General features: G+C 73.8%; 6 protein-coding genes. 3 read left to right on the forward strand and 3 right to left on the reverse strand.

All coding sequences use genetic code 11. The features are described 5' to 3' along the window. Positions 1 to 217: 217 nt before the first annotated feature. Complete coding sequence (locus L1885_RS17180; RefSeq protein WP_235798004.1) at positions 218 to 1,825, reverse strand: MFS transporter; 1,608 nt, start codon at positions 1,823 to 1,825, stop codon at positions 218 to 220. A 405-nt stretch (positions 1,826 to 2,230) separates the two neighbouring features. On the opposite strand from L1885_RS17180, the gene L1885_RS17185 reads away from it, so the two are divergent. The 3 genes from L1885_RS17185 to L1885_RS17195 all read left to right on the forward strand — a co-directional run bounded on the left by L1885_RS17185 (position 2,231) and on the right by L1885_RS17195 (position 6,549). After that, the gene (locus L1885_RS17185) at positions 2,231 to 2,623 is read left to right on the forward strand and encodes a VOC family protein (protein WP_235798005.1); all 393 of its coding nucleotides are present in this window, start codon (positions 2,231 to 2,233) and stop codon (positions 2,621 to 2,623) included. 141 nt (positions 2,624 to 2,764) lie between these two features. Beyond that, positions 2,765 to 4,807 (forward strand): bifunctional aldolase/short-chain dehydrogenase, encoded by a 2,043-nt coding sequence (locus L1885_RS17190; RefSeq protein ID WP_235798006.1) that lies wholly within the window; start codon positions 2,765 to 2,767, stop codon positions 4,805 to 4,807. A gap of 272 nt (positions 4,808 to 5,079) precedes the next feature. Further along, entirely contained in the window at positions 5,080 to 6,549 is a 1,470-nt protein-coding gene (locus tag L1885_RS17195) for a rhamnulokinase (RefSeq protein ID WP_235798007.1), read from the forward strand. 27 nt (positions 6,550 to 6,576) lie between these two features. On the opposite strand, the gene L1885_RS17200 is transcribed toward L1885_RS17195, so the two are convergent. Together L1885_RS17200 and L1885_RS17205 are read right to left on the reverse strand one after the other, a co-directional pair. Beyond that, positions 6,577 to 7,878 (reverse strand): MFS transporter, encoded by a 1,302-nt coding sequence (locus tag L1885_RS17200; RefSeq protein ID WP_235798008.1) that lies wholly within the window; start codon positions 7,876 to 7,878, stop codon positions 6,577 to 6,579. A gap of 341 nt (positions 7,879 to 8,219) precedes the next feature. Beyond that, on the reverse strand, positions 8,220 to 9,368 hold the full coding sequence (locus L1885_RS17205; protein ID WP_235798009.1) for a HesA/MoeB/ThiF family protein: 1,149 nt from the start codon (positions 9,366 to 9,368) through the stop codon (positions 8,220 to 8,222). Positions 9,369 to 9,712 lie beyond the last annotated feature (344 nt).

Below are 9,712 nucleotides of genomic sequence, written 5' to 3' on the forward strand. Positions count from 1 at the left end.
TCGCCCGCGGCCGGGCGGCCGCATCCCCTCCCGGCGGCCCGCGCCCGCACCGCCGGTGGGTCGCGCCCCGCCCCGCCGGCCGGGCCCCCTTCCCGGCGAAGCCGTGTCCGCTCTCCGGTCCTCCAGTTCCGCGGTCCTCGCGTTCTGCGGCTCTCGCGTTCTCCGGTTCTCCCGTTGCTCCGTCCTCCCGTTACTCCCGCTACTCCCGTTACTCCCGTCAGGAGGGCGTCTGGGCGAAGTCCTTGGTGCGGATGGTGGCGAGCGAGACCACCCCGGCGGCGAGGGCGATGACCGCACCGACGAGGAAGATCTCGTCGAGGCCCGAGGTGAACGCGGCGGTGGCCAGCCGCCTGACCGGGGCCCGGATCCCGGCCGGGAGGGAGTCCAGGGTGCGCGTGATCGTGCCCGACTCGACGGCGGTGGAGATCCGCGCGGCGTGGCCGCCGAGGCCGGGGACCGTGTCGGCGTGATCGCTCACATAGGCCTTGATCCTGCCGGAGAAGAGGGTGCCGAGCAGCGCGATGCCGGTGGCGATGCCGATCTGGCGGAACGTCGAGTTGATGCCCGACGCCATGCCGGCGTGCTCGGGCTGGACGACGCCGACGGCCGTCGACGCCAGCGGGGGATTGACCAGGCCGAGTCCGGCGCCGGACATGATGAGTCCCGGGATCAGATGCGTCCACTGGCTGGCGGCGTCGAGGCCGCGCATCCACAGCAGGCCCCCGCCGACCAGCAGCAGACCCGGCCCGATCAGGAACCGCACCGGCATCCTCGACGAGAGCCTTCCCGACACGGTCGACATCACGAGGAGACCCGCGGAGATCAGCAGCAGCCGCACGCCCGCGCCCAGTGCGCTGAACCCGAGCACGTCCTGGAGGTAGAGGACGAGGTAGAGGAGCAGGGACAGGACGGACGCACTCAGCGCGAACGCCGCCACCAGCCCCCCGGTGAAGGTCGGCTTGCGAAAGAGGGACAGGTCGAACATGGCCTGTTCGGTCCTCAGCTCGACGAGCACGAAGACCGGGGTCAGGACGGCTGCCCCGGCCAGGCAGCCGATGACGACCGGGTCGGAGAACGATTCGTGGCTGGACTGGATCAGGGCGTACACCAGGCCGGAGAGGGCCGCGGTGAACAGGACGAAGCCGGGCCAGTCGGGCCGGCGCGCCCGGGGGTTGCGGGAGTCGGCGACCTTCCGCAGGGTGATCGCGACCGCGATCACCCCGATGGGCAGGTTGACGTAGAAGATCCACTCCCAGGACAGCCCCGTGGTGAGCACGCCGCCGAGCAGCGGTCCGACGGCGACCGCGAGTCCGGTGATCGTGCCCCAGACGCCGAACGCGACGCCCCGGTCCTTGCCGCGGAAGGCGTCCGCGAGCAGGGCGAGGGACACCGAGAACATGATGGAGCCGCCGATCCCCTGGAGTCCCCGGGACAGTTGCAGCATCAGCGCGCTGCCGGCGAGTCCGCACAGCAGCGAGGCGAGGCTGAAGACCGTCAGCCCGATCACGTACAGCCTCTTGCGGCCGTACAGGTCGGCGAGGCTCCCCGCGGTCAGCAGGAGGGCGGCCAGTGTGAGCGAGTAGGCGTCGACGACCCACTGCAGGTCGGAGAAGCTCGCGTGCAGGGAGCGCTGGATGTCGGGCAGCGCCACGTTCACGATGGTGATGTCCAGCAGCAGCATGAACGTGCCCAGGCACACGGCACTCAGCGTCCACCACTTGTTGGCCGCGGGCGCCCCCCGGCCGGTGCGGAGGCGGTGGCGCCGGCCCGCGCCGGTTGCGCGGGGGCCGCCGGGTCGGGGCGCGTCGGGCTCGGTGTCGGACATGCTCGCTCCGCTCCTCGTTCTCGGGTTCTCGGGCTCGACGGGCCGTCCTCTCCCCGGCTCGGGGGCGCCCTCCCGCGACGACTATCTCCCCGTGGCGGCCGGCGCCCGCCCGCACCGCGCGGGCGGGACGGGCGGAAACCAGTCCGTCGGCTCCCTCGCACCGTCCCGGGGCCGCCGCGCCGGACCCGCGCAGCCGCCGTGGGGGACGCGATCCGCGTCCCGGCCCGGGCGGCTGCGGCGCCCCCGGCCGGCCGGGGACCCGTCTTTGTGCCGCGCGCCGGGCCGTGTCGCGCCGGCCGCGCGAATCCGCGGGCACGACGGCTGCCCCCTTGCTACGGTCCGGCCCAGGACGAAGCCCGCACACCCCGCTCCGGCCGTGTGCGAACGAGGGAGGATCCGGTCATCGTGCGCGTCAAGGAGTTCGACCATCTGGTGCTCAACGTCGCCGACGTGGAGCGCTCGCTCGCGTTCTACTGCGGGCCGCTCGGCCTCGAACCCGTCCGGGTCGAGCAGTGGCGGGCGGGCGCGGCGCCGTTCCCGTCCGTACGCGTCACGCCGTCGACGATCATCGATCTGACCGACCGTCCGCGCGGCGAGTCGAACGTCGATCACATCTGCCTGGTGGTGGAGCCGCTCGACTGGCAGGAGGTCGTCGACTCCGGCGAGTTCGACGTCGTCGAGGGGCCGGTCCCGCGGTTCGGCGCGCGCGGCAGCGCCCAGTCGGTGTACGTGCGCGACCCGGACGGCAACACGGTGGAGCTGCGCTGGTACCCGCAGGATCTCGACCCCTCGGTCTGAGGGTCCCCCGCGCACCGGGGATGAAATGTTTCAACTCCCGTTGCGCGTGCCTTGACACGTGCGAGTCACGGCACCTACGGTCCAACTGAATCGATTCATCACATCATCGCGCAGCTCGTCACCGCCCCAGGAGTGGAAGACATGCCCGACGCCACCGAAGTGAAGGCCGCGCTCCTCGCGCGCTCCAACCGGCTGGGTGCCGATCCGCGCAACACCAACTACGCGGGCGGCAACACCTCGGCCAAGGGCACGGCCCCCGATCCGGTGACGGGCGGGCCCGTGGAGCTCATGTGGGTCAAGGGCTCGGGCGGTGATCTCGGCACGCTGGCCGAGCCGGGCCTCGCCGTGCTGCGGCTGGACCGGCTGCGCGCGCTGAGCGACGTGTACCCGGGGGTGGAGCGCGAGGACGAGATGGTCGCCGCGTTCGACTACTGCCTGCACGGCAAGGGCGGCGCGGCGCCCTCGATCGACACCGCCATGCACGGCCTGGTGGACGCCCCGCACATCGACCACCTCCACCCGGACTCGGGCATCGCCCTCGCGTGCGCCGCCGACGGGGAGGAACTGACCCGCGCCTGCTTCGGCGACCGGGTGGTGTGGGTGGACTGGCGCAGGCCGGGCTTCCAGCTGGGCCTGGACATCGCCGCCGTGAAGGAGGCGAACCCGCAGGCCATCGGCTGCGTGCTCGGCGGCCACGGGATCACCGCCTGGGGCGAGACGTCCGACGCCTGCGAGGCGAACTCGCTGCGGATCATCCACGAGGCCGAGCGCTTCCTCGCCGAGCGCGGCAGGCCCGAGCCCTTCGGCCCCGCCCTTGAGGGCTACGGGGCGCTCCCGGAGGCCGAACGGCAGGCCCGCGCCGCGGCCTTGGCGCCCCTGCTGCGGGGCCTCGCCTCCACGGACCGGCCGCAGGTCGGGCACTTCAGCGACGCGGAGCCCGTACTCGACTTCCTGGCCCGCGCCGAGCACCCGCGGCTCGCGGCCCTCGGCACGTCGTGCCCCGACCACTTCCTGCGCACCAAGGTCCGCCCGATGGTGCTCGACCTGCCGCCGGCCGCGCCCGTCGAGGACGTCGTCGCGCGGCTGAAGGTGCTGCACGAGGAGTACCGCGCCGCCTACGCGGCCTACTACGAGCGGCACGCCGACGCGCACTCCCCCGCCATGCGGGGCGCCGATCCGGCGATCGTGCTGATCCCGGGCGTCGGCATGTTCTCCTACGGCAAGGACAAGCAGACCGCCCGCGTGGCGGGCGAGTTCTACCTGAACGCGATCAACGTGATGCGCGGCGCCGAGGCGGTCTCCGCCTACCGGCCCATCGAGGAGTCGGAGAAGTTCCGGATCGAGTACTGGGCGCTGGAGGAGGCCAAGCTGCGCCGGATGCCCGCGCCCAGGCCGCTCGCCACGCGCGTCGCGCTGGTCACGGGAGCCGCCTCCGGCATCGGCAGGGCCGTGGCGCGGCGGCTGGCCGCGGAGGGCGCCTGCGTCGTGATCGCCGACCTGGACGGGGAGAGCGCGTCGGCGGTCGCGAAGGAGCTGGGCGGGGCGGACAGGGCCGTCGCGGTCGCGGTGGACGTGACGGACGAGGAGCAGATCGCCGCCGCGTTCCGGGCGGGGGTCCTCGCCTTCGGCGGGATCGACCTGGTCGTCAACAACGCCGGCATCTCCATCTCGAAGCCGCTGCTGGAGACGAGCGCCCGCGACTGGGACCTCCAGCACGACATCATGGCCCGCGGCTCCTTCCTGGTCTCGCGGGAGGCCGCCCGGGTGATGGGCGAGCAGGGCATGGGCGGCGACATCGTCTACATCGTCTCGAAGAACGGCGTGTTCGCCGGGCCCAACAACATCGCCTACTCGGCGACGAAGGCCGATCAGGCGCACCAGGTGCGGCTGCTGGCCGCCGAACTGGGCGAGCAGGGCATCCGGGTCAACGGCGTCAACCCCGACGGCGTGGTCCGCGGGTCGGGCATCTTCGCGGGCGGCTGGGGCGCGCAGCGCGCCGCGGTGTACGGGGTGCCGGAGGAGAAGCTCGGCGAGTTCTACGCGCAGCGGACGCTCCTCAAGCGCGAGGTGCTGCCGGAGCACGTGGCGAACGCGGTGTTCGCCCTGACGGGCGGGGACCTGACGCACACGACGGGCCTCCACATCCCGGTGGACGCGGGCGTGGCGGCCGCGTTCCTGCGCTGAGCCTCCTCGGCGTCGGGGCCCGCGGGTTCCCGCCGCCCCCGTCCGCATCCGCCTCCGCCATCGCCCGTCCGCCCGCCTTCGCGTCCGCCCGCCTCCCCGCCGTCCGCTCCCGGCCGGGCACGTCGCACGGCACCGCGCCACGGGCCGTCCCGCGCTCCCCGCACCGGGCGGCCCGATCCGCCGCCCGTCCCGCGGGGCCCGGGCCCCGCGCCGGCCGAGCACCGCCCCCGTCCCCGCCGCCGGCCGGGACGCGAGAGACCCGAGGAACCGCCATGCCCACCGCACGCCCCTCCTTCGCCGCCGTCGACCTGGGAGCCACGAGCGGCCGGGTGATGGTGGGTCAGGCGGATGCCGGCTCGCTGCGGCTCACCGAGGTGCACCGCTTCGCCAACCGCCCGGTCGGCCTGCCCGATGGCCTTCGGTGGGACGTGCTCGGGCTGTACGGCGACGTGCTCGACGGCCTCGCGCGGGCCGGGCGCGAGGCGGACGTGGTCTCGGTCGGCATCGACAGCTGGGCGGTGGACTACGGGCTGCTCGACGCGACGGGCCGGCTGCTGGGCTCTCCCCACCACTACCGCGACTCCCGGACCGAGGGCGTCGCGCAGCGGCTGGAGGCGGTGCTGCCGGCCAAGGAGCTGTACGCCGTCACGGGGCTGCAGCACCTGCCCTTCAACACCGTCTTCCAGCTGGCGGCCGAGGCCGGCACCCCGCAGCGGGACATCGCGCGCACGCTGCTGATGATCCCGGACCTGCTGACGTACTGGCTCACCGGCAGCGTCGGCGCCGAGGCGACGAACGCGTCCACGACCGGCCTGTTCGACGCGCGCAAGGCGGCCTGGTCGCACACGGTCCTGGACCGGCTCGGCATCCCGCGCGGCCTCCTGCCGCCGCTGCGCTTCCCCGGCGACCCGGCGGGGACGCTGCGGCCCGCGGTCGCGGCGGCGACCGGGCTGCCCGGCGGCACCCCCGTGACGGCGGTGGCCTCGCACGACACGGCGTCCGCGGTCGTCGCCGTGCCCGCGGCCGACGAGCACTTCGCGTACATCTCCTGCGGCACCTGGTCCCTGGCCGGGCTCGAACTGCCGGAGCCGGTGATCGACGAGCCCGCCAGGGCCGCGAACTTCACGAACGAGCGCGGCGTCGACGGCACGATCCGCTTCCTGCGCAACATCATGGGACTCTGGCTCCTGACGGAGACCCTGCGCACCTGGCGGGCCGACGGCCGGCCGGCCGAGCTGGAGCCGCTGCTCGAACAGGCCGCCGCCGCCGAGCCGTTCGCCGCGCTGGTGGACCCCGACGACCCCTCGTTCCTGCCGCCCGGCGACATGCCGGGACGGATCGCCGCGTACTGCGAGCGGACCGGGCAGCGCCCGCCCTCCGGCCAGGGCGCCGTCGTGCGCTGCATCCTGGAGTCCCTCGCCCTGGCGCATCGCGCGACGCTGGCGGACGCGGCCGAACTGGCGGGACGCGAGGTGCGGGTGGTGCACCTGGTGGGCGGCGGCAGCCGCAACGAGCTGCTGTGCCGGCTGACGGCGGACGCCACCGGACTGCCCGTGGTGGCGGGTCCCGCCGAGGCGACCGCCCTCGGCAACGTGCTCGTCCAGGCGCGGGCGTACGGCCTGGTCGCGGACGTGCGGGCGATGCGGGCGCTGGTGGCGCGGAGCCAGCCGCTGCGCCGCTACGAACCGTCCGGCGCGCAGCGCGCCTGGGCCGCGGCGGCGGCGCGGGTCGGCCTGCGCTGACGCGGCACCGTCGTGGCGCCGTGCGCGTCAGCCCGGCGACTCCGCCGCGGCCTCCTGGTCGGCCTCCTCCGGGACGCCGGCCGGCGCCGGCGGGGTCCGCAGCGGCGACCGGTAGGCGAGGCCCGCGATGACCAGCCTGAGCAGCGCGCCGACGGCGATGACCACGTAGAAGTCGTGGAACGCGGACTCCAGCGCGCCCGCCACGACGGCGGAGACCGGGATCGACGCGAACGCGAGCATGCGCGTGGTGGCGACGACCCGGCCGAGCATGGCGTCGGGCACGACCTGCTGGCGCAGGGTGAACCAGGCCACGGGGTTGATCGACCCCAGCACGTACATCAGGCCCCACACCACGGCGATGCCGACGGCGCCGCGCACCGGGACCAGCAGCAGGGTGACGAGGCCCGCGACGGCCGTGGTCCCGATGAGGATCCGGCCGGGGGCGAACCTGCGCAGGAGCCGGCCGGCCACCGCGGCCCCGATGACCGCTCCCACGCCCTGCGCGGCCAGCACGGCACCCACCACGTCGGGCGAGAGCTTGCGGTAACTCGTCAGGTAGAAGACGAAGTTGGCCTGGATCAGCCAGATCGCGAAGTTGGTGCCGGTGAACATCAGCGAACCGGCCATCATGAGCCGGTTCGTGCGGAAGATGTAGCCGAGCGCCTCCTTGATGTCGCCGCCGAAGGAGACCGCGCGGCGCGTCACCGCACGCGCCACCGGCGCGCCGCCGCGGATCGTCATGATGGCGATCGCGGAGAGCAGGAACGACGCGGCGTTCACATAGACCGTGGTCTGGAAGCCGAACAGGCCGACGAGCCCGCCCGCGACCACCGGGCCGAGCATGCTCATGATGTTGTCGCCGGACTGCATCCAGCCGTTGGCCTGCCCGAGGCGGCTCTCGGGCACGATCCCCGGCAGGAAGCCTTGGAACGCGGGGTGGTAGACGGGTTCCACGCAGGCCAGGAGGAAGGCCACGAGGTAGATCGGCCAGAGGGTGTGCACTCCCGCGGTGACCAGAAGCGCGAGGCACAGCGCGATGAGGCACGCCGTCAGGTCTCCGGTGATGAGCAGCCGGCGCCGGTCCCACCGGTCGGCGAACACACCGCCGGGCAGGGACAGCAGCAGGAACGGCACGTACTCGACCGCGTAGAGCGCGCTGGTGCCGAGGGCCGAGCCGGTCAGGTGGAGCACCAGCAGGGGCAGGGCCAGGCGGTAGACCCAGTTCCCGAGCGAGGAGGCGAGGAAGCCGACCAGCAGCACGTAGTAGCGGCCGCCCAGCGGGGGGAGCCGGTCCTTCGGGACGGACCGCGTCGCGTCCCGCGCGCTCACGACGGCTCCCCGGGACGGCGCGCCGCGGGCAGGGTGTACGCCGCAGGACGCGCGTGCCGGGCGTGGCGGCCGTGGCGGGTCACCGCCTCGCCCGCGGGAGCGGCACGCCGTGCGGGGCGTGTGCGTGCCTCGCACGCGGGCCGCGGAGGCCGGGCGGGGGCGGGCTGCCCGGCGGGGCGGGTGCCGCGGGGCGCGCGGTCGCCGCGGATGCGGGAGGGTAAGAGGAGGGACACGCTCAGTCGATTCGTCGGGTGGTCGTCGTCGGGGCCGTCGCGCCGGAGGCGCCCCGGGCGGGCGCCTCCGGAACGCACGGGTCTCGCGGTGCGGCGTGCCCCGTCGTGTCAGTTTGCCGTCAGGGCGTCGGCCGCTGACGGTTTTTTATCACGGTCCGGGCCGCAGACCGGGCAGTCGTCGAGCCGCTTCCAGGTCTCGCTCTCGCCCATCGCGTAGTCGGCGAAGCGCAGTTCCATGAGGCGGCCCGCGGCGACGGGCGGGGCGATCCCCGTGACCAGCCGGGTGAGTTCGCCGATCAGGAATCCGGTGGTCATGGTGACGAGCGGGCAGAAGGCCGCGTTGTCACCGCCGATCTGCCGCTCCCTCTTCTCCTCCAGCAGTTCGCGCGACACGTCGTCCGTCGCGAAGACCTGGCGACGCCAGCACTCCACGCAGCCGGTCGTGCCGGGGATCATGGTGAAGTACACGGCACGCTGGGTCTCGAGGCCGCCGGTGACCAGCGGCACCCCGCGCGCCACACAGGCCTCGTTGACCCAGTTGGCGATCTCCATCTTGGGGCGGTCGGCGACCGAGATCACCACGTCGGCGCCCTCGATCACGCCGAGGACGTCCTCGGTGGAGGTGATCCGCAGATTCACCGGATCGATGTCGATGTGCGGGTTGAACTGCCGTACCCGCTCCACCGCGAGCCCGAGCTTCTCCCGTCCGACGTCGCCCTCGCGGTAGAGGATCTGCCGGTTGAGGTTGGACAGTTCGACCCGGTCGAACTCGACGGCCGTCACGTGGCCGATGCCCATGGCCGCCATGTCGAGCAGCACGTGGGAGCCGAGCCCGCCGAGGCCGAGCAGGGTGACGCGGCAGTCGCGCAGCTTGCGCTGCTGGTCGTACTTGTTGTCGGCGAGCCGTGCGTACGACCCGAAGAAGTTGATGTTCCGCTCCCAGCGGCGCACCTCGTGCTCCGCCAGGAGGCCGCCCGGGCCCGCGTCCGCGTCGAGCAGGAACCCCGCCTCGTCGAACTGGCGTACCGCTCCCGCCACGTCGTCGAAGGTCACGTCCGGGAAGGCGGGGGCCAGATCGGTGTGGACGCGCTCGACCGTCCGGGTCCCGTCGAGCAGGTGGAGCAGGGCGCGGACCGCGCCCGTGGGATCGGCGATCTCCGTGACGTCGCCGAAGCCGCCGATGAGGACCTGCTCGCCGCTGCCGAAGACCGGCGCGGTGTGTTTCAGCTGCGGTCGCGTGCGCGCGCTCACGGTCATGGGCATCCTCCGCGATACTGGGTGAAGGCCGTACGCCGTCGGGCGGCCGGCCGGACGGACCCGCTGGTGGGCGATTGCGGCGCCCACCAGCGGGATACCGCGTCCCGGGTGCGGCCTCAGCGGCCCCCGGGCCCGGATCAGCCCTCCTGGGAGCTTCCGGCGATGCTGGTCCTGCGCGTCGTCATCGTGACGTCCATGGTGGTCACCCCCCTTCTGCCTGGTGCGTACGGGACACCCGTCGCCGCCCGGGGGCGGTGGCGGGAGCTGGGGACCCGGCGGCGTGGGCGCCGGGCGCGTGCCGGGCCGCCGCGGCGGCGGCACCCTGGCCGGAGGGGGCGGCGTCG

It is taken from the genome of Streptomyces fuscigenes (assembly GCF_021556455.1).
GTDB lineage: Bacteria > Actinomycetota > Actinomycetes > Streptomycetales > Streptomycetaceae > Streptomyces > Streptomyces fuscigenes.